The following is a 23073-nucleotide window of genomic DNA, read 5'->3' as shown; positions in this document are numbered from 1 at the left end:
ATGGGCTTGGTGATGCCAAATCAGCGAATCGACCAACCCAAGGTTAATCATAAATAATCTGTGTCAATGATGGCGTTACATCTTGAGTGTCTTGTCTAATCCTCAAGGATTTTATCCATCATATCACTCTTTTGTAAGCGCTTACTTAAATATTGACTCTATGCTTGTATTTCGTTGCTGCTGTGCTATAAATGAAAGCGCTTACATCGAGATTAGAGGCTAAAAGAGTAAAGGTCAATATATTTACGTCATGAGTTGATCTGAAAAGTAGTCAAACCGCGAGTAAAGTCTGGAGTAAGTCGATGTTGGTTAGGGTTGTTTCACAATAATATAGAGGTAATTATGGCAGGTTCACCAATGATGTCGGATAGCACTATTTTGGATGCAAGCAATGGCGATAACCATCGCTTTGCGTTGGTTTCTTTGACCTCTCTTTTTTTCATGTGGGGATTTATTACCTGCCTAAACGACATTCTTATTCCTCACCTTAAAGCCGTTTTTTCACTGAGTTACACCGAAGCGATGCTGATTCAGTTTTGCTTCTTTGGGGCTTACTTTTTGGTGTCTATTCCTGCGGGTAAGCTGGTAAAGAAGTTGGGATACCAAAAAGGTATTGTGACTGGGTTGCTCATTGGCAGTGCTGGGTGCGCACTTTTCTATCCCGCAGCAGATCAGGCTATTTACGGTCTTTTTTTAGCGGCTTTATTTGTGTTGGCATCAGGGATCACCGTATTACAGGTGGCTGCTAATCCTTATGTCAACGCGCTAGGCAGAGCCGAAACCGCATCAAGCCGCTTAAATTTGACTCAAGCATTTAATGCTTTGGGTACCACGGTAGCGCCCTATTTTGGCGCCGTGTTGATCCTCTCTGTAGCCGTGGGTGCGGGCAGTGAGTTAAGCCATGCGCAAGCAGAGGCTGAGCAAGTAAAACTGCCATATCTGATTTTATCTGCGCTGTTAGCTATGCTAGCGGTGATTTTTTATCAGCTTAAGTTACCTGTGATTACCGAGCACTCAAGCGGCAGCAACAGTAACAGCAATGTAGTTGAGCACTTAGGTAAAACCAATGCGTTGCAGCATCGCCACCTTGCTTTGGGGACTGTAGCTATATTCCTCTATGTTGGGGCTGAAGTTTCTATTGGTAGTTTCTTAGTAAATTTTCTTGGAGAATCTCATATCGCGGGGCTAGCGGAAGCTGAGGCAGCTAAGTACATTACCTATTATTGGGGCGGCGCTATGGTGGGGCGTTTTATCGGCTCAGCGGTTATGCAAAAAATTGCTGCTGGCAAAGTGTTAGGGGTTAATGCCTTGGTCGCGGGTTGCCTCGTCATTTTGGCCATGGTGACTAGCGGAAAGTTAGCCATGTTGGCGATTCTTGCCGTGGGTTTATTTAATTCGATTATGTTTCCAACCATCTTTAGTTTAGCGATACAAAAACTAGGCCCGCATACGTCGCAAGGCTCGGGTTGGTTATGTTTAGCGATTGTGGGCGGCGCAATTGTGCCGCTATTGCAGGGAGCAATGGCTGATAGTTTTGGTATTCAACTCGCCTTTATCCTTCCCGTGCTTTGCTACAGCTACATTGTGTTTTATGGCGTTAAAGGCAGCCAACCGGTCGTTTGAACTCGCGGTTGATGACATTAATAAGAAAAAAGACGATTAAGGACTTTTCATATGTTTCATGGTTCAAAAATAGTGTTGCCTTTGGCCATCATTGCCGCATTTTCAGCGTGTTCGACCGATAATGCTAGGGTAAATGCTGCCATAGATAAAGCCAATCAGGCCCCTGTTGGGAGTGAACTGTCACCCGATGCCAGCTTAGTATGGCCGAAGCTCAAGTTACCTTTGGGGCAGCAAAGCGAAATAGATCAGCGTATTAGCTCGATTTTGCAGGGGATGACCTTAGAGCAAAAAATTGCCCAGATGATCCAACCTGAGATCAGAGATATCAGCGTTGAGGATATGCGTCGTTATGGTTTTGGTTCTTACCTTAATGGTGGCGGGGCTTTCCCTAATAACGACAAGCATGCAACGCCAGCGGATTGGATTGCTTTGGCTGAGGCAATGTATCAGGCCTCTGTCGATGATTCGTTAGATGGCGCTAACATACCCACAATGTGGGGCACAGATGCGGTGCATGGTCATAACAATGTGGTTGGTGCAACCTTGTTTCCACACAATATTGGGTTAGGTGCTGCCAATAACCCACAATTGATAGAGCAGGTGGCAGCAGTTACAGCCCGTGAAGTCATGGTCACGGGAATTGATTGGGTGTTTGCTCCTACGGTTGCCGTGGTGCGTGATGATCGTTGGGGACGAACCTATGAAGGTTATTCTGAAGATCCTGACATAGTTAAAGCCTACTCTGCAGCCATAGTAACAGGTTTGCAAGGTAGAGTGGGAGACACCTTTTTAGATGAGCAACATGTCATCTCAACGGTGAAACATTTTCTTGGTGATGGTGGTACGGAAGGCGGGGTTGATCAGGGCAACAATACCGCCTCAGAGCAAGCGCTTTTTGACATTCATGCACAGGGCTATGTTGGCGGATTAACGGCGGGGGCGCAAACTGTGATGGCCTCATTTAATAGCTGGAATGGCGAGAAGATCCACGGTGATCACTACCTCATGACCCAAGTGCTAAAACAGCAGATGGGATTCGATGGCTTAGTGGTTGGCGATTGGAATGGCCATGGACAGATCGACGGCTGCAGCAATGAGAGTTGTGCTCGTGTGGCGAATGCGGGTCTTGATATCTATATGGTACCGACTTCAGCATGGAAACCCTTATATGATAATACCTTAGCTCAGGCTAGATCGGGTGAGATACCCATGAGTCGTATCGATGATGCGGTCAGCCGGATTTTACGAGTGAAACTGCGCGCGGGTTTATTTGAAAAACCGAGTCCTAAGAGTCGTCCACTCGCGGGTAAGACCCAGTTAATTGGCTCAAAAGCACACAGAGATATTGCCAGACAAGCGGTGAGAGAGTCGCTTGTATTGCTGAAAAACAATCAAGGCATAGTGCCACTATCCCCTAAGCAAAGAATATTAGTGGCTGGCGATGCGGCTGACAATATCGGTAAACAATCTGGCGGCTGGACAATCACTTGGCAAGGCACTAACAATACCAATGCCGATTTTCCTGGTGGTCGCTCTATCTACGCGGGATTGGCTGAGCAAGTTGTCGCCGCAGGAGGGGAAATTGAGTTGAGCCGAGATGGTCGTTTCAACAATAGACCCGATGTTGCCATCGTTGTTTTTGGTGAAGAGCCCTATGCCGAAGGCAACGGTGATATTGATGATTTGGAATACCAAAGAGGTAATAAACGCGATTTAGCCCTGCTGCAATCGCTAAAGGACCAAGGTATTCCTGTGGTATCTGTGTTTATTAGCGGCCGTCCTATGTGGGTTAATCCTGAGCTCAATGCATCGGATGCATTTGTGGCGGCATGGTTACCGGGTTCGGAAGGCGATGGCATAGCACAAGTGTTGTTACTAGATGCCCAGGATAAGGTGCAGTATGATTTTAAAGGTCGGTTATCTTTCTCTTGGCCTGCGAGGGTCGATCAAACGCAGGTAAATCGTTTTGATACCGATTACCAGCCACTCTTGCCCTATGGCTTTGGTTTACGTGCGGGAGAGTCTGGTCAATTAAGTAATGATTTACCTGTAGAGGTGCAGCGAAATCGTGATGATTTAGTGGCGTTACACTTGTTTGAACGTACTGCGGTTACGCCTTGGGTGATGGGCATCGCTGCCGATGGTGACAATCAAGCTATCATAGATACGATCCAACAAAATGATGTGGTTTACACTCGTACTATCGATAAGAGGGTGCAGGAGGATGCGCGTCTATTTACTTTTAATGGAAAAGCGGAGGGGGCTGTCGCTATCTATGGCGCTTTTCCTCGCGATCTTAGAGGATTTAGTGAAACCCAGTCAGTGTTAAGTTTTGATCTGCAACTGCTTGAGCCTCAAACCCAAGCTGTGCAGTTGAGTATGGATTGTGAACCGAGCTGCTCAACCAGCATCGACTTATCGAGTGTCTTGGCGCAGTTACCTGTTAAATCGTGGACAACTATCACGGTCGATCTAAACTGTTTTGCGGAGCAGGGGGTTGATTTTAGTCGTGTGATCGAGCCTTTTTCATTGAAGACTAAAGGTCGGTTGTCGATGGGACTGGCGAATATTGCCATTTTACCTTCTCAAGCCGACGCGGCGACGGTGAGCTGTCAATAGGTTAAATTTCAGCGGGTGGTTCAGCGACTTCCTTTTAGGACTAAAGATAGTCAGCGTGTTGAGCCTGTTGCCATTTTTCCGATGATGGGTCTCCACCCTCGTTAACTTACGCGATCTATTCGGTGCATCTGGTTACGCCCAATTGAAACCGTGTATCAGCTGTAGGTGGCGTTTATTTTGAAAGGAAACATCTCAATGATATTGAATCGTAATGCGATGGGACTGCTGTTGACGTCGCTGATGTTTGGCCTTGTGGGCTGCGCCTCTGGTGGGTCTGCAATTGAAGCGTCTCAGCATACATCGACTACCTATCATAGTGGTGGGTGGAACTTGGTGTGGCGTGATGAATTCGACGCGCCAGATATCGATGTCACGCGTTGGGAGTTTGAAGTGAACTGCTTTGGTGGCGGGAATGCAGAGCAGCAGTGCTATACCGACAGAGCTGATAACGCATTTGTCCGTAACGGTATACTTAATATCGTTGCAAAATCGGAGCGTTACAGTGGTCCTGCATTGCAGGATGATGATGCCAATTATGATGCATCAGACAAGAGTAAAACCTTGCCTTATACCTCGGCACGGCTACGAACGGCCAAAAAGGGCGACTGGCAATATGGACGATTTGAGATCCGCGCCAAATTGCCTCAGGGGCAAGGCACCTGGCCAGCTATCTGGATGCTACCCACTGATTGGGTTTATGGCGACTGGGCTGCGTCTGGTGAGATTGACATTATGGAGGCGGTAAATTTAAAGGCGCGCAGTGACAGGGAGGGAGCGGGTGCCGATGCGCTTGAGTCTCGAGTGTATGGGACTTTACATTACGGACGGAATTGGCCTGAAAACGTCTATTCCGGTCAAGGATATCGTTTACCCAATGATCTTAATCCAGCCGATGATTTTCACACCTATGCCATTGAGTGGCAAGCGGGAGAGATCCGCTGGTATGTGGACAAAGTGCATTATGCCACCCAGCGATCATCTGGTTGGTATAGCCAATATATGCACGACGGTCAGTTGATCACTGGTGACAATGACGCGCCCTTCAATCAAGTCTTTCACTTAATTCTCAATCTAGCGGTTGGCGGTGCATGGGCAGGGAATGTCAATGATACTGGAATTGATGGCAGGGTATTTCCCCAAGCGATGCTGATTGATTATGTCAGGGTGTATCAATGCAGCATCTCGCCAGCCACTGGGGTTGGCTGCGGCGCGATAGATGAATCTGCGCCAGTCGTTGAGGGGCATCAAACGCCTAATTTAAATGGCAATGCTGACGATTTTTGATTCAGCATGCTCGCCTTTTAAAGAAGGTTCAACGGCGCTTTAAGTGTGAAAGGTGTGAATGCTGCACTAATCGTTCTATTTCGCGAGTGTCCACTGTCTCTGTTTGAATACGAATGCAGCCAAAGAGTATTACTGTCAATGAATAACGCCCTAGCTTAGTATCTTTTGCTAAAAGTATGATTAAATCGTTATTACCTGCTTTTTCATTGGGATGGCATACTGACTTTGCCGTTAATAATAAGAGAGATAGATAAGATTGAATCATAAATTTAAGTTTGAGTGGCTGGCCGAAATGGTCGACATCGCCAAGGAGGCAGGCGATGCCATTATGGGCGTCTATGGCTCGGTAGATTTTGGTGTTGAAGCTAAAGCCGATGACAGTCCGGTCACTGCGGCCGATATAGCGAGTCACGAAGCTATTGTTGCTAGGCTAGCGCAGTTAACGCCCGATATTCCAGTTATGTCAGAAGAAGCGGCAGACATTAGTTGGGATGAGCGTAAAAATTGGCAACAATATTGGCTTATTGATCCCCTTGATGGCACCAAGGAGTTTATTAAGCGTAATGGTGAGTTTACCGTCAATATTGCCTTTATAGATTGTGGCAAAGCGGTCGCAGGGGTGGTTTTTGCCCCTGTGCTAAACAAGTGCTACTACGGCGCGTTAGCGATGGGAGCCTGGTTAACAACGGATAATCTGGTTTTCGATCTCAGCGTGAGTGAACACAAGGCACCCGCAAAGCCTCGGGTGGTGGGGAGTCGTTCCCATGTTAGTCCGGGGTTAGCGAGTTACCTCGCTAAGCTTGGGCCCCACAGCATGACCAGTATCGGCAGTTCGCTGAAGTTCTGTTTATTGGCAGAGGGCGCCGCCGAGATCTATCCGCGTTTAGGGTTGACCAGCGAATGGGATACCGCCGCGGCGCAAGCTGTACTTGAGAGTGCTGGTGGTGCGGTCATCAACTATGAAACGGGCTTGCCGCTTGATTACAACCAGAAAGAAAATATTTTAAATCCTTACTTTATTGCCATGGCTAAGCATTGGCCAAGCAAACAATAAAAAGATAAACACGTTGGAGTTGAGTATGTTGAGAATGGGTGTTGACCTTGGTGGAACCAAGATTGAGTTAGTTGCGCTTAATGACGAAGGGAAGGAACTGTTTCGTAAACGCATTCCTACACCACGTGAATATCAAGCGACACTCGATGCTATCGAATCTTTGGTTAATGAGGCCGAAACCCGGCTTGGGATGACAGGCACTGTTGGGGTAGGCATTCCGGGGGTGATTTCACCGTTTTCTGGTCTCGTTAAAAATGCTAATTCCACCTGGATAAATGGTCAGCCACTTGATGTGGATTTAGGTCAGCGACTCAATCGAGAGGTGCGCGTTGCCAATGATGCCAACTGCTTTGCAGTGTCTGAAGCCGTAGATGGCGCTGCTGCGGGCAAAGCCATTGTGTTTGGTGTCATTATCGGCACCGGGTGCGGTGCAGGTTTGGCGATAAATGGCAAGGTTCATGGCGGTCGCAACGGTATTGGTGGTGAATGGGGTCATAACCCGTTGCCGTGGATGACTGCGGATGAATTTAATTCGACGGAGTGTTTCTGTGGTAAAAGGGATTGCATCGAAACCTTTATTTCGGGTACTGGCTTTGTGCGTGATTATAAAGCTGCCGGTGGTGATGCAGGTAGTGGTATAGAGATAGCACAGCGTATGGGCCAAGGTGAACCATTAGCAACAGCAGCCTTTAACCGATATATAGATAGATTGGCGCGCTCTTTGGCTCATATCATCAATGTGTTAGATCCCGATGTGATTGTTCTCGGTGGTGGTGTCTCCAACATTGAGGCGATTTATCCACTATTACCAGACGTATTGCCCAAATATGTATTAGGCGGCGAGTGCCTAACTCCTGTAGTACAAAATATGTATGGCGGCTCATCAGGGGTTCGCGGCGCTGCTTGGCTTTGGTAATTTGGCGCTAAGGGCTCTTTGCATTTGGCCCTCCCCCTTAACGCCTAAATACCTAACATTAGCGCCTAGCATTGGCGCTTGGTATTCGCTTTGCTCCTAGGGTAAACTTGCTCCTCTTTTGTGTGTTCAGTTAGATTTAGGGGCAAGGATAGCCATGTTTTGGTTAAAAAAAATTGTTTCACAACTGCTTATGCCGATCCCGCTCTCGGTGCTGCTGTTGCTTATCGCCATACTCATCCTTAGACGGCGTAAGTTGGTTAAGTCGCTTATTCTTTGCTCGTTTACAATATTGCTGATATTGAGTAGTCAGTGGGGGAGCTATTTTCTTACTTCGCCACTGGAATCTCAGTATCCGAGCAATAATGAGCCCATCTCTGGGCAATGTATCGTGATGGTGTTGGGCAGTGGTCATGATTCTACGGTTGCTGACTTGGCGACGCAGCAGCTTTCGGCTATCGCATTGGCACGCTTGACAGAAGGTTTGCGTCAGATGAGTTTGGGCAGTGACTGCCAGTTAGTTGTAAGCGGTTGGGGCGGGGGAGATGCACGTCCTCAAGCCGAGGTGATGGCAAAGGCGGCAGTGGCTCTCGGTGTTGATGTCAGTCGTATTATCCAATTCCCGTTGGCCAAGGATACCCTAGAAGAGGCTCAATATTTGAAGTGGGAAATTGGCGATAGACCATTCCGTTTGGTGACGTCTGCCACCCACATGCCGCGGGCTATGATGATATTTGAGCATATGGGGATGCAGGCCCAGAGTGCACCAAGCGATTTTATTGCTCGTAGGGGTTATTGGTGGCGGCTTGATGCGACTAATTTGCTTGCATCTCAACGTTCCATTCATGAGTATGTTGGCCAACTATGGCTCAAGATCAAATTTGCTTTTGCAACTGATGATCCTGTGAGCTTAGGCTCATAACACGCCTGAATAACCAGAGTTCAGATTAAATGATCTATGCTCGAGTTAGCTTGTTTTGCTTATTTTAGAGAGAGTCAAAGTTGCAAGAATCGATCATTATCCATGCAGTCACTAAACGCAATGGCTGGACCTTTACTATTATCGGTGCTGTTACCTTAGTTTGTGCTGTATTGTTGTTTATCTCATCTAAGGCCCTAATGGGACCAGGCATGGTTAGTTTTATCTTTGGCATCATATTTACCGTGCTTGGGATCGCGAAACTGATCCAGCCAGAAATCAGCGTCGAGCTTAGGGCACAGGGGCTGGTTTATCACCATCACCGAGGCACCATCTATCTTGAATGGGATAATATCTTGCGTATGGATATGCCTCGCAGTATTCAAGGCTTTGATGGTCATGAGTTACCTTATATCGGTGTAAGACTGAATCAACTGTCTTTGCTGATCGATGATATTCCGCCGAGGCTAGCAACTGGGTTATTAACCGAACAACGACCCTTGTTGATGTCATCTTTGAGATTAGATGGTGAACTTGCGGATCTGGAGCGTTATCTTAACTCTGAATTTTCGCCTGTGAGCCTAGACGGTAAAACATATAGTGGGGTTCAAGCTATGTTCTCCCGTCGTTGCGAGCAGTTAAATGCGCACTTGGGCTACCACGTTTATATCCCTGTGGATTGTTTGGATAGAACGCCCAGAGAGTTTTTAACCCTAATACGGGAATATAAACAGCGCGCTTTGGTGGCAAGTTTGAATGAAAAATAATAGCATCTACTAGCACCCACTAACGTCAGTATATATCGCTCTGTTTGTTAGTTGAGAACGGCTGTATCCGTTTTCACCTCTAGCTCATCGGGGTAATGATGCTCACTCGATAATAGAGCGATCTCTTCTTTTACACGCATGCCGATAAATTGCCCACCTTCAAATATTTCCATTGAATTACAGGCGATTTCACCTTCGACCGTTCCTGTGCTGGTTATATTAAGCTTTTCGCACTTAAGCTTACCTTTAAACACGCCCGATACTTTTAATTCTTTGCATTGAAGTTCGCCGTCGATATAGCCATCCACTTCGATGGTTAACTTGTCGTTGGCGCTTATCTTGCCGTGCAGTTCACCACCGATCAATGCTTCTCCTGCAAAATGGGTTTCACCGGATAATTTTGTGCCTTGAGCAATGAAGGTAAGCCCAGAACTGTTACGTTTTTTCCCAAACATAATAATCAACTTTCTTTGCTAGTTTCAGCCGATCTTACCCTTAAAATTGATGCAGCAAAACCACTAATATTTGGCGCGGTAACGTCATATTTTTGGCAATGCTATCGCCTTGATTAAGGGACTATTCTAATAGATTGATTCGGGCAAGGGGAGACGCAAGCACCGCAGCCGGTACAAAGGTCGAGAGAGATACTGGGTTTAGGCGCTTCGCCGATCGTGGGTGTGAACTGTATGGCTCGCGGATCGCAACTGTCTTTGCAGGTTTGGCACCAGATCCCACTGTTAGCGAGGCAAGTGTCGTGAATGACGGCCTTTATTTGCCAAGGCGCCTCGTTGGTGTCGTCAAAGAGTGGCTCAGGGCAAACCTCAACACATTTTTTGCAAAAGGTGCACTCATCTTGGTTAAAATTAACTTCAGGAAATCCACCGTCCCCTCTGACTAAGATGTGAGTTTCACAGCTTTGAATACACTTATCACATCGAGTACAGATATCGGTGAATTCGATATCTGTTTTACTCCAAGGTGGGCGTATTACACTATTTTTACGGCGACTAAATAGATTACGGCGACTTTGATTAATCGTGTTACTCATAGGCTCACTTGCTTCTATTGTTGAGCTGGCTTAATTGTTGAGCGCAAACGCGCTCAACATCCATTTATGGCTAATCTTTGTTGAGATCACTCCTTGTAGCCATTAGGGTTGCTAGATTGCCAGTGCCAACTGCTACTGGCCATATCTTCAATGGTGTGAGTAGCTTGCCAGTTTAGCTCAGTTTGCGCTTTATCTGGGTTAGCATAGCAGGCGGCAATATCGCCAGGGCGACGCGGTGCCACTTGGTATTTGATCCTGTGTCCACAGGCCAATTCAAAGGCTTTCACCATATCGAGTACGCTGTAGCCTTGACCCGTGCCTAGATTGTAAGTGACCAGCCCTGAGCCTGTATTGAGCTTCTCTAGTGCTTTCAAATGGCCCTTGGCGAGATCCACCACATGGATATAATCGCGAACTCCGGTACCATCATGGGTATGGTAATCATTACCAAATACACTCAATGCTTCACGTTTGCCTACAGCGACTTGAGCAATGAATGGCATTAGATTGTTAGGTATATCGTTTGGATCTTCACCTATCAGGCCGCTCTCATGAGCGCCAACTGGATTGAAATAACGCAGTCGAGCGATATTCCAGCTTGGGTCTGAGTTGTGCAGATCACTTAAAATATGTTCTACCATCAATTTAGACTGACCATAGGGGTTAGTTGCTCCCGTGGGAAAGTCTTCGGTTATTGGCAGTGTTGCTGGGTCGCCGTACACGGTCGCAGATGAACTAAAAACTAGGTTTTTCACATCAAACTCAGTCATGACCTGACATAAAATCAGGGTGCCAGTGACATTGTTTTCATAGTAACGCAGCGGCTGTGCTACCGATTCGCCAACGGCTTTTAATCCGGCAAAATGGATCACTGACTCAATAGTATGATCAGTAAAGACTTTTTGTAAAAAAGCCTTGTTGAGTACGTCCCCTTGGTAGAAGGTGACCTTCTTTCTTGTGATTGCCTCTACTCGTGCTAGCGCCTCAACACTCGAATTCGACAAATTGTCGATAATGACGACCTCTTGGTTATCATTGAGTAACTCAACGACGGTATGACTGCCGATATATCCGGCACCACCAGTGACTAAAATGGCCATTAACTGTTTTCCTGTTGTAAATCTTTGATTAGTTCTATTAGGTATTGCTTAAATTCAGCTCCCACTTCTGGATGACGTAGGGCGTGCTCGACGCTGGCCTGCATGTAGCCTTGTTTATTGCCGCAATCATGGCTTTTCCCCTTCATGTAGTAAGCATTGACGGGTAATTTGTCCATAAGCATTGCAATCGCATCGGTTAATTGGATCTCGTCACCAGCGCCAGCTGGGGTTTTGGATAGTAATGCCCAAATCTCGCGGGGAAGAATATAGCGACCAACGACTGCAAGGTTTGAGGGCGCTTCATCGATGGCGGGTTTTTCGACTAATGCACAGATCGCTTCAGATTGACCCGGTTTGAGTTTGTGGCCGTTAACATCGGCAATACCATATTGGTTGACGCTGTGATGAGGCACGCCTTCGACCATTATCTGGCCGATTTCGGTATCATCGAATAACTTAACCATGTCAGCAAGATTATCACTTTGCAAATTGCAGCTCGCTTCGTCGACGATAACATCGGGAAGCAGTACTGCAAAAGGTTCATCTCCAACGACTTTTTGGGCACATAAAATCGCATGACCAAGGCCTTTAGCCTGGGACTGACGCACACTTATGACTGTCACGTCGGCAGGGCAGATGGCTTGCACTTCATCTAAAAGCTGCCTCTTAACCCGGCGTTCTAGTTGTGCCTCGAGCTCGAAGCTGGAGTCGAAATGGTTTTCGATGGAGTTTTTACTGGCGTGAGTGACGAGCACTATCTCTTTAATACCCGCCGCTATCGCCTCGTTGACCACATATTGGATAAGAGGCTTATCGACCACGGGTAACATCTCTTTCGGGATCGCTTTTGTCGCGGGAAGCATTCGGGTACCGAGACCCGCAACAGGGATCACGGCTTTACGCACTTTATGCTGTTTCATCCTATTCCTAATGTGGATGCGAAGTAGTCCTATTCTAATAAAAAACCTTTGAAAAGCCATTTTAAACTAAACAAAATCGGTGATTTTTGGCAAATTTGCCCAGAATGCATTTATTTCGTTACACAAGTTAGCTTATTGAAAATACTTGGTTTAATTTTTCATGATATGAGAATGTAAATTTAGGGTTACATAATTGAGGTGGCTCGAGGCTAACTATAAAGTGTGATCCTGTTAACAAATTGAGCTGTTTGGTCAAATATGGAGGTAGAAAGCAGTCAATGGTGTTGTAACGATCATGAGTAAACAAACTAGGTACGAGGCGAGAATGCCAGATAGTAATGGCTATATCGCTTATCCAGATAATGAGCATGAAATTTGGCAAGCTCTTTATAACAGACAGGAAGGTAATCTCCCTCGATATGCCTGTGAAGCGTATTTGCAAGGGTTAGATCATTTGGCTATGCCAAAGGAACGCATTCCCCAGCTAAGCGAGATCGACAAGGTTTTGCGTGACTCGACGGGTTGGAAAACTGCTGCTGTGCCAGCGTTAATCTCGTTTGAGAAGTTTTTCCAATTGCTTGCTAATCAAGAGTTCCCCGTAGCGACTTTTATTCGCAGCAAGGAGGAGTTTGATTATCTGCAAGAGCCTGATATTTTTCACGAGATTTTTGGGCATTGTCCATTGTTGACCAATGAATCCTTTGCCCGATTTTCTCATCAATATGGCAAACTAGGGCTAGCAGCCTCAAAAGAGGAGCGAGTATTTCTGGCGAGACTCTACTGGTTTACTGTCGAGTTTGGCCTTATTCGTTCGAGTAACAACCAACTTAAAATTTATGGCGGTGGGATCTTAAGCTCTCCAGGGGAAACCCTCTATGCCATGAGTGATAAGCCTTTGGTTAAACCGTTTGACTTGGTTGATATACTACGCACACCATATCGAATAGATATTATGCAGCCAGTGTATTACACAATAGATTCAATTGATTACCTAGATGAGGTGGTTAAGATGGATATAATGGCTGCGGTAAACAAAGCACGCCAACTTGGTTTGTACCCGCCTATGTTCGAGCCAAAATCCAAGGCTAGCTAACCCAAAAAGAATCAAAAAAAGGACAAAGTATGACTCAACTAGCTGAAATGAAATGTGAAGCCTGCCAGGCTGATGCCCCTAAAGTGACAGATACCGAATTGGCTGAACTGATACGCATGATCCCGGATTGGGGCGTTGAAGTGCGTGATGGAATTATGCAATTAGAGCGCGTTTATAAGTTTAAAAACTTCAAGTTAGCGATGGTGTTTACCAATAAGTTAGCCGAGCTTGCTGAGGAAGAGTTTCATCATCCAGGCATTTTAACCGAATGGGGTAAAGTGACTGTGACTTGGTGGTCGCACTCAATCAAGGGACTTCATCGTAACGACTTCATTATGGCTGCCAAGACTGACCAGTTACTCGATTAGTATAAAATTAATATAAATCAGCGCCATAAGATATTTATGACGCTGTCATTCCTGTTAAAACCACACTCCGCTGTAAACAACTCTTGCCACAATTCAGATTAGGCTCTAACGTATAGGCGTTTTATCGGCGCCGTATATGAACTCAGTTTGATGAGTTCCATAGGGTTGCAATGGATATTCCCAAAAAATAATGCAGTTTAGAATAAAAAAGGGACGATAATAGTATGCGCTTAGAAGTAAGTTGCATCGACCGTGTGGGTCTAGCAAAAGATATTCTGGTGATCCTCGAAGGTTACGGTATTAACCTACTCGCCATCGATGCCAGTAATCAAGGGTTTCTCTATTTACAATTTGCTGAGGTGAACTTTGATGTCCTCAGTGAGTTATTGCCACTCATCCGAAAAGTTGAGGGGGTCAATGATGTCAGGACGGTGTCATTTATGCCGTCTGAACAAGAACACTACGCACTTAAGACGCTGCTTAAAACACTGCCTGACTCGGTATTCTCTATCGACGTTAAGGGACGTATTCGTATTATCAACGAATCGGCCATTATGACCTTAGGTATGGGCGAGCATGAGGTCTTAGATGAACCACTTAACCATTGGGTACAAGGATTTAACTTCTCTCGTTGGTTAAGCGAGTCGTTGGTGCTTGCTCAAGCAACACGAGTCAGTATTGGTCAAAGTGAGTATCTGGCCGAGATGCTGCCAATTTATTTACCCGATGAGAATGACAAGAGTATTTTAGCGGGTGCGGTGGTATCCCTTAAATCTCCCGCCAGAGTCGGCAAGCAGTTTAACGCGCTGCAGAATCAGACAACCGGCTTTGAGAGTGTGCTTGCCGTTAGCGATAAGATGAAAGAGGTATTGGTTCAGGCTAGACGCATGGCGCAGCTTGACGCGCCGTTATTGATAACTGGTGAAACGGGGACAGGTAAAGAGCTGATGGCGCGAGCATGTCATGATGCCAGCATGCGCCGAGAACATCCTTTTATCGCGATTAACTGTGCAGCTATGCCCGACAGTGCTGCCGAAGAGGAGCTGTTCGGTTATGTCAGCGGCGGCGAAGTGGTTAAGCGTGGTTTCTTTGAAGAGGCCAAGGGCGGGACCGTCTTTTTAGATGAAATTGCCGAAATGTCGAAAGCTGCCCAAGTCAAATTATTGCGCTTATTGCAAGATGGTACCTTCAGGCGTGTCGGCGGCGATGTCGAAGTGCGCTCGGATATCCGTATTATTTGCTCGACGCAAAAGAACCTTGCTGAACTGTGCCAAACGGGCGAGTTTCGCGAAGATCTCTATTATCGTATTCATGTGCTCAGTTTCCATATGCCGAGCTTGCGAGATCGCAAAGTCGATGTGATCCCCTTAACCGAGATGTTTTTAGAACACTACAGCCAGCAGCTTTCTATCCCGATCCGGCGGATCTCTGCGCCTTGTCGTGAACATCTGCTTGGTTACGCGTGGCCTGGAAACGTTCGTCAGTTGAAGAATGCGATTTTTAGAGCGGTCTCTATGTGGGATGGCTCGGCTGAGTTAACCGTAGAACAGCTAAAATTACCCTCTTATGCGGAAGGATTTGGTTACTTTGATCATCAGTTTGAGGGCAGCTTAGATCAAGCGATGAAACAGTTCGAGGCCAGTTTATTACGCCGTTTGTATCCCGCGTACCCAAGTACTCGTCAGTTAGCGAAAAAGTTGGGGGTTTCCCATACGGCGATCGCCAATAAGCTCAGAGAGTACAAGATCAGTAAACAAAAAGGGATGTAAAAGCTTATTTCCAGTTCGGCGCTGTTTTCCCCTAGGTATTGGGTAGGGGAGGCGCTAACTTGAATAGGTTTCACTCGTTGTCATGATTTGTTTACAAAAAAAGGCTGTGATAGAGGGAGTGTGATTTAGGTCACGCTATTTCTATCTTGGCGCGCATAGGGTATTTCTATGCCAAAGTGATTATTGGGCGCATGGCCGTTAAAGGCGGCTGGCGCCGCAGAATAAGAATTCGATAGGAGTAGGTATGAAGTTAGCAAGTTATAACAATGGCCGTCGCGATGGTCAGCTAATGCTTGTGAGTAAAGATTTGACCAAGGCGGTTGCGATACCTGCAATTGCAAATACTATGCAACAACTTATTGATGCATGGGACCTGCTCCAACCACAACTGCAAGAGCTTTATGAAGCATTAAATGCAGGTCAACTCGATAACTGTGTCGATTTTGATGAAGCTAAGTGCTTATCGCCATTGCCACGTGCTTATCAGTGGGCCGATGGCAGTGCTTATGTTAATCACGTCGAGTTAGTGCGTAAGGCTCGCGGCGCCGAAATGCCAGAGACCTTCTGGACCGATCCTTTGGTTTATCAAGGTGGCTCTGACAGTTTTATTGCCCCTAAAGCCGATATCGAACTTGCTAGTGAAGCATGGGGGATCGATTTTGAGTCAGAAGTGGCGGTTATTACCGATGACGTGCCAATGGGGATTGATACGGCATCGGCCGCTAAGCATATTAAACTGTTGATGCTAGTCAATGATGTGTCGCTGAGAAACCTGATCCCAGGGGAATTGGCAAAAGGCTTTGGCTTTTTCCAGGCTAAGCCATCAAGCAGCTTTTCTCCAGTGGCGGTGACGCCCGATGAGTTAGGTGATAAGTGGCAAGATTCAAAGGTGCATCTGCCTCTGATCACCCATCTAAATGGCGAGCTATTTGGTCGTCCTAATTGTGGCGTCGATATGACGTTTAACTTTAGCCAGTTGATCTCGCATTTTGCAATGACTCGTCCTCTTGGCGCAGGAGCTATTGTTGGCTCTGGTACTATCTCTAATTACGATCGTAGTGCAGGTTCAAGCTGTTTAGCCGAAACCCGTATGTTAGAGACCATTGCCGATGGCAAGCCTTCGACAGAGTTTATGCATTTTGGTGATCGTGTGCGCATCGAAATGCTTGATGAGAATGAACAATCAATTTTTGGTTCAATCGATCAGCAGGTTGTTGAATATAAAGCATAAATAGATGGGTTTAAGATAATTCGGGGCGCCTTTGGTTGCCCCGTTTTTGTAAGGAGCAGAGATGAAGTTATTGGGTTATTGGCGTTCAAGCGCCGCATATCGTGTTCGTATCGCCCTTAATTTGAAAGGCCTGGACGCCGAGTTGCAGTCGGTACATTTAGTTAAAGATGGCGGTGAGCAGCATACTGCTCAATATGCTTCGCTGAATCCACAAGAGCTGGTGCCGACCTTGGTTGAAGGGGACGATGAATTCGTGTTGTCGCAATCTTTAGCGATTATCGAATATTTAGACGAGGTATACCCTCAGCATCAAATGTTACCGACGACACCAAAAGAGCGTGCATTGGTGCGAGCGATGGCATTATCGGTTGCTTGCGAGATTCACCCATTAAATAATCTAAGAGTACTGCAATATCTTAGTGGGCCTTTAGGGTTAGATGAAACGGCCAAAACCGAGTGGTATCAGCATTGGATCGAGCAAGGATTTACCGCATTAGAAAAGCAACTCGCAAAATATTCTGGCACTTATTGTTTTGGCGATAATGTGACGTTAGCCGATCTGTGTTTAATCCCACAAATTTATAACGCTAATCGTTTTAATGTCGACCTGTCGTCATATCCCAATATTATACGTGTTGGTGAGAACTGTAATCGACTCGAAGCCTTCATCAAAGCGGCACCCGAACAGCAAGCAGATGCAAGTTAATTTAGACCGTTAATGGTTTTGCCCCTTTAGCGGTTGGCCATCAGAAAGTCGACAAACGCCCTGTCAGCTAGGCCGACGGGGCGTTCCTTATTCCAAGCGATATGCAGATCCAAATATACCGCAGGCGAGAAGGGCAGTGCCAATATGCTATCGCGCTGTTCAATCACCATTTCGAGTACGCTAGTTATCGCATATCCTTGAGAAACAACTTGTTTAATTAAGTTAATTAAATTGGTTTCAAATGCAATGTTCACCTCGAGCCCTAAGGTTTTTGCTTGGGATAACATCCATTCTCGATGAAAGTAACCAGTCTTGAACATCACCAGTTCATGTTCAAAAAACTGTGTCAGGGTCACGTTTGCCTGCTCGGCAAGTGGATGATCTTCACCCACTGCCACCACCATCTGCTCGCGAAGTAACAGATGGCTGTCAAAGTTTGCTTGTAAGTCTTGGCTGGTAATAATCGCAATATCAACCTCTTCGTTTTGCAACATGCGTAGACTATCGCGAGTCCCCCCTTCAAATAATGATAACTTTAAGTCGGGATAATGGTGACGAAAAGCCATAAGCCGGGATGGCAGATAGTAGGATCCGAGCATGCCGGGCACTGCGATACGTACTTCCCCCTTAGTTAAGTTGGCCATAGATTTTATATGGGCTTCGGCTTGTTTGACCTGCTTGATGATAAGGGTTGCGTGTTGATGCAGGGCATCGCCTTCGGCAGTGAGGGTTAAACGACTGCCATCTTGACCTCGGTAATGCCGGTTGCGGTTGATTAGAGTTACCCCTAAGTCAGTTTCTAAACGCTTAATGCTCTGGCTTAATGCGGGTTGTGCTATGTTGAGCTGCTTGGCTGCTAGGGTAAAGCTGCCTTTAGTGGCTAAGGCATCGAAATGTTTGAGCTGCTTTATATCCATGACGTTCTACCTATTTAACCTGCATTTATGCCACATCGCGCGGCTATACTGATTGATGATTATCCTGATCACAGGGCATCTAACCTGTGTGCTAACGATAAACTCAAATAGTCGATTTATCCATAATTAAAATGTATGGATGTGATAGTAATAATCTATTTTTGTTATGTTTAGGCCGATGCTAGCCTATTAGTATCGGTAGGGAATATAAGTGTGTTACAGATGAGTGACCAGCAATTACAGACGCGTTTGATATGGGGGCTTTCCTTGGCTTCCATCGTTGTTTATATCAATCTCTATTTAGTTCAGGGGATGCTGCCTCTTATTGCTTCAAGCTTTGATGTGCTCCCTGCCCATGCGACTTTACTTCTGTCGGTGACCAGTTTTTCGATGGCATTTTCATTGCTCTTCTATGCCACATTATCTGACAAGATTGGCCGTAGAAACCCCTTGCTGTGGAGCCTTGCGCTCTTAGTCGTCGTTGATCTTCTGCTCATTTTTGTTAATGATTTCAGCACGCTTATTGCGGTTCGATTGTTTCAAGGGGCATTACTCGCCTCGGTTCCTGCTATCGCGATGGCGTATTTTAAGGATATGCTGGATCAGTCTGTATTGCTTAAGGCTGGAGCCATCTATATTGGCGCCAATAGTTTAGGGGGGATTGCAGGGCGATTGTTAGGTGGATTAATGACTCAGTATCTTGACTGGCAACAATCTATGTTACTGCTGTGCGGCCTTACAGCCATTCTGGTGCTGGTTGCCGTTCGGTTACTGCCGAATCGCGATAGAGTCCGAGCTGAGCGAGGAGAGATCGCCCTGCGTCTTGAACGTCATGATCTGAAAGGGTTCTGGTTACACCTGAGTGATAAGACCATGATTAAGCTCTATCTGCTTGGTGCCTTGGCATTTATGGTGATGGTCAATCAGTTCAGTTATATTCAGCTTCACCTTATGCAAGCGCCTTTTAACTGGGGGCGTTTTCAAGTGACCTTGATTTTTCTCTGTTACTTAAGTGGCACCTATGCGTCTTTTCGTTCGGCTAAGTGGGTCAATAGAGTCGGACGTCAGCCACTATTTGTGATCTCTAGTTTGATGATGTGTATCGGCAGCCTAGTCACCTTGTTTGATACGAGTGCCACCATCATCGGAGGATTTCTTTTATCAAGTTTCGGCTTCTTTACCTTCCATAGTGTTTGTAACGCTTGGGTTGCCCAGCGTGCACAGCAGCATAGAGCCAAAGCTACGGCCTTATATCTATGCAGTTACTATCTTGGTGCTGCCGTTGGTGGTCCCTACTTGTTACCCTTTTGGCAGCAATGGGGCTGGAACGGCGTTGTACTGGGCAGCTTATTAGCGCTGTCGGGCGTAGTTGTGCTGGTGGGATTAATGGCACGCGCTAAACGACGCATGCCAGATTCCGCCATGGATCTTATAAAATAAAAGGACCTTATTAGATAAAAAGATCTTATTGGATAAAGGTTTTTCGGTTTAGGCCAAACTTCTGCATCTTGTCATATAAGGTCTTTCTGGGCAGTTCGAGTTGTTCCATGGTGAGCTTGATACTGCCTTTATTTACGCTTAGCGCTTCTTCTATGAGTAAGCGTTCAAAAAACTCCACTCGTTGTTGCAGTGACATATTGGTATTAAGTTGGTTGTTTTGACCCATAGATGTGGCAAAAGCGGCATCGGCGCCAAGCAGAACATAGCGCTCGGCTAGGTTTCTTAACTCTCTAACGTTACCAGGCCAATCATGGGACACAAGCTGAGCTGTATGCTCCGTACTTAATGGGATCAACGCCTTATGATAACGGGCTGAAGCCACACGAGCGAAATGCAAAAACAACAGGCCAATATCTTCACGTCGCTCGCGTAGGGCAGGAATAGGCACGGTCACCAGATTTAGGCGATAGAGTAGATCTTGGCGGAATTCACCGGTATCACATAATGATTTTAGGTCGACCTTAGTGGCGGCAATAATGCGAATATCGAGTTCAATACTCTTATTGGAGCCTAAACGCTCCACTTTTCTGTCTTCTAACACGCGCAGTAACTTAACCTGGAGCGACATGGGGGTGCTCTCAATTTCATCGAGAAAAAGTGTGCCGCCATTCGCATATTCAAATTTACCGATGCGGGTCTTGTCTGCACCGGTAAACGCCCCCGATTCTGCGCCAAAAAGTTCGCTTTCGATAATGGTCTCAGGGATAGCACCGCAGTTAATGGCCACAAAATTGGCTTCACTTCGAGGGCTGTGGTCGTGAAGGTAGCGAGCCACGAGTTCTTTTCCTGTACCGGTTTCGCCTTCAATTAATACATCCGCTGGCATATCGATCACTTGATGTATGATGTGGCGCATCTGCTTTATGCCTGCACTGTGACCTAATATGCGAGGCCCCGGGGTACTTTGTGATTCAAGTTCCCGTTTAAGGCTACGATTTTCTAAAGTGAGACTACGTTTTTCCAACGCGCGTTTAGCAATATCGAGCATATGTTCGTTATTAAATGGCTTTTCAATAAAGTCATAGGCGCCTTGCTTAACGGCTTGAACTGCCATGGCTATATCACCATGACCTGTTAGTAATATGACGGGGATATCTTTGTCTTGAGATTGTAGGATTCGCATTAACTTTAAGCCGTCAATATTGGGCATGTTAACATCGGATATTATGATCCCAGGCCAGTTTTCTGGCAGAGCATTGGTTAACAATCTGGGGTCTGTGATTGACATCGCACAATACGATTCTAGCTCAAATAGTTGCACCAGTGCCGAGCCAATCAAAGGTTCATCATCGACAATAATGATATCGTAGTGGTTATTTTCTAGATTTAGCATTAATGTTTTCCGATGCATGAATGGGTAAGGAGATATTAAAAATGGCACCACCTTCTGACCGATTTGCGACGGTGATTTGCCCCTGCATCGCCTCGACGATCCGTCTTGATATCGATAATCCTAGGCCAAGCCCTTGTCGTGAACTGGTATAATAGGGGTCGAAAATCTTCTTCATCTGACTCTCTTCGATCCCAGTTCCCGTATCTTCAATCGTAATGTGAAGGCGTTCATTTTGCGTCACGCCAATAATCAGCTTTTTAGGTGAACTTTGATGCATCGCCACGATCGCATTGCTCATCAAGTTAATGAGTACTTGCTGAAGGCGAATGGAGTCACACCATATTTGTGCCTTAGTGTCAGGATTATGCAGTACAAGCTCAACACCTTGTTTATCGACCTCGGGCTGGATGATAGTGAGTGCATCGGTAATGCATTGTGCAATACTGATCGCTTTATCATTGCCACGACTTTTACGGGTGAAACTTTTAAATTGTGACACGATAGCCGCAAGTCGATCGGTTAACTCTATGATGGTCATGATATTACTTGATACATCATCCCATTTGCCGCGAGAAAGCAAGGTTTGGGTATTTTGTGCATAACTGCGAATAGCCGCCAGCGGCTGATTTATTTCATGATTAATACTGGCTGACAAGCTACCTATGACGGTGAGTTTCGCCGCTTGGATCAGTTCATCTTGAGTTTCTTTTAGTTGTTTATTACTGGTTTCAAGTGCTTGAGTGCGTTCTTTTACTCGTTGTTCCAACTGCTCATGAGCTTGACGTAGTTTTAAGGTGTTTTTGCGTCGCTCAACGGCATAGAGGAAGGCAACGGCAAATAGTAAATAGATGGCGCCATAAAGCATTAGCAGCGGTGGCAATGCATTATAGGTAGGAGTCATGGGGGCTAAAATATGTACTTTCCATCCCGCATCAGTCATTACGGCTTTACTGTCCATGTAGTCGATAGCAGCTGCTGTGTCTGTACTGATTTGATAAATTTGGAACTTTTCGTTTAGCGTTTCGTCATAGGGCGGTTTTATCGCTAAAGGTGAGACAACGCGATTTGCATATCGTCTGGATTCTTGAATACTAATATTTTTCTCTTCGGTTATCGGTGTTAGTGACCTTAATCGCCAGTTGGTGCTACTCGAGAGAAAAATAATGTTATCGGGATCGGTAATGGCAAATTCATAACTGCTGGCTCTCGCCATACCGGTACTTTGCTGCTCGATTTCCGATACATCGACTTTGACGACGATGACCCCAAGTACTTTGGCATCTGCTTGGTTGGCTTCAATGGGGTAGCTATTGGCATAGATGGGATATGAAAAATAGTATCCGCGTTTATTTGAACTGGTGCCTACCGCAAAATAACGGCCCAACTTCCCCTTTATTGCCTGTTTAAAGTAAGGTCGAAAGGCAAAATTCTGTCCGATAAAAGAGTAACTTTGATGCCAATTACTTGCCGCAATCGCTTTGCCATCGGCGTTAATTAAATAGATATCAAGAGATTCGGTAATACTTTGGATCTCTTGTAAATATTGGTTTAGTGGTTTGATGGTATCGGGATCATCTTGCCTGAGCAATGCGTTGGCAAGTAGAGGATTGGTCGATAACACATGGGGAATACTTTGGTAACGAGATAAAGATCCCGAAAGGAAGCTAACCAACTCCTTTAACTGGGCGCGAGATTGGTGCTTGGTGTCGTGATAGCCATTTTCTAAGTGAAACCAATAAGCAAGGCGTAAAATGGCAAACAGCCCTAAGGTAATGAGTAATATGACACTAAGGTATTTTTTTGTTTTTATATTTATTGACATTAAATGCATGTCCAAATGAGAAATAGCGAGCCTGAAACAGACCACCTAGGTGATCTCTTGTTTCAGACTCACTCAATTGTTACTCAA

The 23073-nt window shown here is 45.9% G+C and carries 20 protein-coding genes; 13 read left to right on the top strand and 7 right to left on the bottom strand.

The window, feature by feature from the left end:
* Positions 1-342 precede the first annotated feature (342 nt).
* The 7 genes from K0I73_RS12135 (at position 343) to K0I73_RS12105 (ending at position 9179) form a co-directional block, all read left to right on the top strand.
* On the top strand, positions 343-1623 hold the full coding sequence (locus K0I73_RS12135; RefSeq protein WP_220061362.1) for a sugar MFS transporter: 1281 nt from the start codon (positions 343-345) through the stop codon (positions 1621-1623).
* 51 nt (positions 1624-1674) lie between these two features.
* The gene (locus K0I73_RS12130) at positions 1675-4242 is read left to right on the top strand and encodes a glycoside hydrolase family 3 protein (protein WP_220061361.1); all 2568 of its coding nucleotides are present in this window, start codon (positions 1675-1677) and stop codon (positions 4240-4242) included.
* A 195-nt stretch (positions 4243-4437) separates the two neighbouring features.
* Complete coding sequence (locus tag K0I73_RS12125) at positions 4438-5526, top strand: glycoside hydrolase family 16 protein (RefSeq protein WP_220061360.1); 1089 nt, start codon at positions 4438-4440, stop codon at positions 5524-5526.
* A gap of 292 nt (positions 5527-5818) precedes the next feature.
* Positions 5819-6580: a 3'(2'),5'-bisphosphate nucleotidase CysQ gene (cysQ, locus tag K0I73_RS12120; RefSeq protein WP_220064364.1), complete on the top strand. Its 762-nt coding sequence runs from the start codon at positions 5819-5821 to the stop codon at positions 6578-6580.
* 25 nt (positions 6581-6605) lie between these two features.
* Positions 6606-7496 (top strand): fructokinase, encoded by an 891-nt coding sequence (gene mak, locus K0I73_RS12115; RefSeq protein ID WP_220061359.1) that lies wholly within the window; start codon positions 6606-6608, stop codon positions 7494-7496.
* A gap of 154 nt (positions 7497-7650) precedes the next feature.
* Complete coding sequence (locus tag K0I73_RS12110) at positions 7651-8415, top strand: YdcF family protein (protein WP_220061358.1); 765 nt, start codon at positions 7651-7653, stop codon at positions 8413-8415.
* Between the two features lie 80 nt (positions 8416-8495).
* Positions 8496-9179, top strand: a complete 684-nt coding sequence (locus tag K0I73_RS12105; RefSeq protein WP_220061357.1) for a DUF2982 domain-containing protein — start codon at positions 8496-8498, stop codon at positions 9177-9179.
* Positions 9180-9226: 47 nt separating this feature from the next.
* Here the strand turns inward: K0I73_RS12105 and K0I73_RS12100 are convergent, their stop codons facing one another.
* The 4 genes from K0I73_RS12100 to galU form a co-directional block, all read right to left on the bottom strand.
* Entirely contained in the window at positions 9227-9634 is a 408-nt protein-coding gene (locus tag K0I73_RS12100) for a bactofilin family protein (protein ID WP_220061356.1), read from the bottom strand.
* A gap of 113 nt (positions 9635-9747) precedes the next feature.
* On the bottom strand, positions 9748-10227 hold the full coding sequence (gene napF, locus K0I73_RS12095) for a ferredoxin-type protein NapF (protein WP_220061355.1): 480 nt from the start codon (positions 10225-10227) through the stop codon (positions 9748-9750).
* A gap of 86 nt (positions 10228-10313) precedes the next feature.
* The gene (gene galE, locus K0I73_RS12090; RefSeq protein ID WP_220061354.1) at positions 10314-11327 is read right to left on the bottom strand and encodes a UDP-glucose 4-epimerase GalE; all 1014 of its coding nucleotides are present in this window, start codon (positions 11325-11327) and stop codon (positions 10314-10316) included.
* Positions 11327-12247, bottom strand: coding sequence for a UTP--glucose-1-phosphate uridylyltransferase GalU (gene galU / locus K0I73_RS12085; protein WP_220061353.1), 921 nt, complete (start codon positions 12245-12247; stop codon positions 11327-11329). Before galU ends, galE begins: the two co-directional genes overlap by 1 nt.
* Before the next feature lie 295 nt (positions 12248-12542).
* Here galU and phhA point away from each other — a divergent pair, with 295 nt between their 5' ends.
* The 5 genes from phhA to maiA all read left to right on the top strand — a co-directional run bounded on the left by phhA (position 12543) and on the right by maiA (position 17414).
* Positions 12543-13340 (top strand): phenylalanine 4-monooxygenase, encoded by a 798-nt coding sequence (gene phhA, locus K0I73_RS12080; protein ID WP_220061352.1) that lies wholly within the window; start codon positions 12543-12545, stop codon positions 13338-13340.
* A gap of 29 nt (positions 13341-13369) precedes the next feature.
* Entirely contained in the window at positions 13370-13708 is a 339-nt protein-coding gene (locus K0I73_RS12075; RefSeq protein ID WP_220061351.1) for a 4a-hydroxytetrahydrobiopterin dehydratase, read from the top strand.
* A 224-nt stretch (positions 13709-13932) separates the two neighbouring features.
* Entirely contained in the window at positions 13933-15477 is a 1545-nt protein-coding gene (gene tyrR / locus K0I73_RS12070; RefSeq protein ID WP_220061350.1) for a transcriptional regulator TyrR, read from the top strand.
* Positions 15478-15721: 244 nt separating this feature from the next.
* Positions 15722-16708, top strand: a complete 987-nt coding sequence (locus tag K0I73_RS12065) for a fumarylacetoacetate hydrolase family protein (protein WP_220061349.1) — start codon at positions 15722-15724, stop codon at positions 16706-16708.
* 61 nt (positions 16709-16769) lie between these two features.
* Entirely contained in the window at positions 16770-17414 is a 645-nt protein-coding gene (gene maiA, locus K0I73_RS12060; protein WP_220061348.1) for a maleylacetoacetate isomerase, read from the top strand.
* Positions 17415-17440: 26 nt separating this feature from the next.
* Here the strand turns inward: maiA and K0I73_RS12055 are convergent, their stop codons facing one another.
* Positions 17441-18331, bottom strand: coding sequence for a LysR family transcriptional regulator (locus K0I73_RS12055; RefSeq protein ID WP_220061347.1), 891 nt, complete (start codon positions 18329-18331; stop codon positions 17441-17443).
* 222 nt (positions 18332-18553) lie between these two features.
* Between K0I73_RS12055 and K0I73_RS12050 the strand changes: the two genes are divergently transcribed.
* Positions 18554-19771: an MFS transporter gene (locus tag K0I73_RS12050; protein WP_220064363.1), complete on the top strand. Its 1218-nt coding sequence runs from the start codon at positions 18554-18556 to the stop codon at positions 19769-19771.
* A gap of 25 nt (positions 19772-19796) precedes the next feature.
* On the opposite strand, the gene K0I73_RS12045 is transcribed toward K0I73_RS12050, so the two are convergent.
* Complete coding sequence (locus K0I73_RS12045) at positions 19797-21164, bottom strand: sigma-54-dependent transcriptional regulator (RefSeq protein WP_220061346.1); 1368 nt, start codon at positions 21162-21164, stop codon at positions 19797-19799.
* Positions 21145-22995: an ATP-binding protein gene (locus tag K0I73_RS12040; RefSeq protein WP_220061345.1), complete on the bottom strand. Its 1851-nt coding sequence runs from the start codon at positions 22993-22995 to the stop codon at positions 21145-21147. The genes K0I73_RS12045 and K0I73_RS12040 overlap by 20 nt, the downstream gene beginning before the upstream one ends.
* Positions 22996-23073 lie beyond the last annotated feature (78 nt).

It is taken from the genome of Shewanella mesophila (genome assembly GCF_019457515.1).
GTDB classification, from domain to species: domain Bacteria; phylum Pseudomonadota; class Gammaproteobacteria; order Enterobacterales; family Shewanellaceae; genus Shewanella; species Shewanella mesophila.
This window is presented reverse-complemented; position numbering and strand designations above follow the sequence as displayed.

Coding starts and splice junctions, on each gene's coding strand:
- K0I73_RS12135 (WP_220061362.1), top strand. CDS start 343: ATGGCAGGTTCACCAATGATGTCGGATAGCACTATTTTGGATGCAAGC.
- K0I73_RS12130 (WP_220061361.1), top strand. CDS start 1,675: ATGTTTCATGGTTCAAAAATAGTGTTGCCTTTGGCCATCATTGCCGCA.
- K0I73_RS12125 (WP_220061360.1), top strand. CDS start 4,438: ATGATATTGAATCGTAATGCGATGGGACTGCTGTTGACGTCGCTGATG.
- cysQ (WP_220064364.1), top strand. CDS start 5,819: ATGGTCGACATCGCCAAGGAGGCAGGCGATGCCATTATGGGCGTCTAT.
- mak (WP_220061359.1), top strand. CDS start 6,606: ATGTTGAGAATGGGTGTTGACCTTGGTGGAACCAAGATTGAGTTAGTT.
- K0I73_RS12110 (WP_220061358.1), top strand. CDS start 7,651: ATGTTTTGGTTAAAAAAAATTGTTTCACAACTGCTTATGCCGATCCCG.
- K0I73_RS12100 (WP_220061356.1), bottom strand. CDS start 9,634: ATGTTTGGGAAAAAACGTAACAGTTCTGGGCTTACCTTCATTGCTCAA.
- napF (WP_220061355.1), bottom strand. CDS start 10,227: ATGAGTAACACGATTAATCAAAGTCGCCGTAATCTATTTAGTCGCCGT.
- galE (WP_220061354.1), bottom strand. CDS start 11,327: ATGGCCATTTTAGTCACTGGTGGTGCCGGATATATCGGCAGTCATACC.
- galU (WP_220061353.1), bottom strand. CDS start 12,247: ATGAAACAGCATAAAGTGCGTAAAGCCGTGATCCCTGTTGCGGGTCTC.
- phhA (WP_220061352.1), top strand. CDS start 12,543: ATGAGTAAACAAACTAGGTACGAGGCGAGAATGCCAGATAGTAATGGC.
- K0I73_RS12075 (WP_220061351.1), top strand. CDS start 13,370: ATGACTCAACTAGCTGAAATGAAATGTGAAGCCTGCCAGGCTGATGCC.
- tyrR (WP_220061350.1), top strand. CDS start 13,933: ATGCGCTTAGAAGTAAGTTGCATCGACCGTGTGGGTCTAGCAAAAGAT.
- K0I73_RS12065 (WP_220061349.1), top strand. CDS start 15,722: ATGAAGTTAGCAAGTTATAACAATGGCCGTCGCGATGGTCAGCTAATG.
- maiA (WP_220061348.1), top strand. CDS start 16,770: ATGAAGTTATTGGGTTATTGGCGTTCAAGCGCCGCATATCGTGTTCGT.
- K0I73_RS12055 (WP_220061347.1), bottom strand. CDS start 18,331: ATGGATATAAAGCAGCTCAAACATTTCGATGCCTTAGCCACTAAAGGC.
- K0I73_RS12050 (WP_220064363.1), top strand. CDS start 18,554: ATGAGTGACCAGCAATTACAGACGCGTTTGATATGGGGGCTTTCCTTG.
- K0I73_RS12045 (WP_220061346.1), bottom strand. CDS start 21,164: ATGCTAAATCTAGAAAATAACCACTACGATATCATTATTGTCGATGAT.
- K0I73_RS12040 (WP_220061345.1), bottom strand. CDS start 22,995: ATGCATTTAATGTCAATAAATATAAAAACAAAAAAATACCTTAGTGTC.